1 protein-coding gene is annotated in these 928 nt (G+C 34.9%); it reads left to right on the forward strand.

Features of this window, described 5'->3' with window-relative positions; translation table 11 throughout:
* Window positions 1-856: arsenic resistance protein (locus ABCO64_RS10150; protein ID WP_343089371.1), on the forward strand; the 856-nt coding region annotated here is incomplete at its 5' end.
* Between the last annotated feature and the right edge of the window lie 72 nt (window positions 857-928).

A 928-nucleotide genomic window follows, 5' to 3' on the forward strand; every position in this document is an offset into this window, starting at 1 on the left:
AAATGCAGTCACTATATTAAGTTTCTTAATGGTTTATCCGATGATGGTGACTTTGGATTTTAATTCGCTCTTTCAAAAAGGGAATGTCCGATTACAACTCACCACTCAACTTATTAACTTCATTGTTTTGCCGTTAATGGCCTATGGGTTTGGGTTGATTTTTTTTAGGGATGCGATCTATTTACGGTTGGCAATTTTACTGATTGCTTTACTGCCAACCTCAGGGATGACAGTCTCATGGACGGTCATGAGTAAAGGAAACGTGAAAGAAGCGATCAGAATGATCGTAATTGGATTAATTTTAGGAGGACTTCTGGCTCCTTTTTATATTAATTTCTTCTTAGGAGAATCCATTAATCTACCGTTTTCACAAATATTTAATCAAATCATGGTCATTGTCTTTATCCCAATGGCCTTAGGATTTCTCACACAGTTAGTCCTTAAAAAAAGGTATGGACAAAAGACATTTAATCAATCGATTAAACCTGTTTTTCCATTATTTTCAACATTATTTGTAGTCATACTCATTACCATTGTGATGGCTTTAAGAAGTGAAATGTTATTTAACAATCCTTCGATGATTCCTTTAATATTAATGCCTTTAATCTTAGGGTATGGAATTATGATTATAGGGATTCATTTCATAGGGGTAAAACTCTTTAGTTTTGAAGATCGAATTGCATTGATGAATGGAACGATTATTAGAGCGTTATCGCCTGCTTTAGCGATCGCTTTAACTGCGTTTGATGGGGTAGGGCCTGAAGTTGCTTTAGTGATTGGGCTAGCTTACATTATTCAAGTTCAACTAGCGGCTTTTTACGTAAAACGTAGTATCAAAGCGTATCAACAAGCATAGAAAAAAACCATATCAAGCGATATGGTTTTTGTTTTATCCGAGTAGTTTTGCGATTTTTACACGCATTTTATC

This window comes from Methanocalculus natronophilus (assembly GCF_038751955.1).
GTDB lineage: Archaea > Halobacteriota > Methanomicrobia > Methanomicrobiales > Methanocorpusculaceae > Methanocalculus > Methanocalculus natronophilus.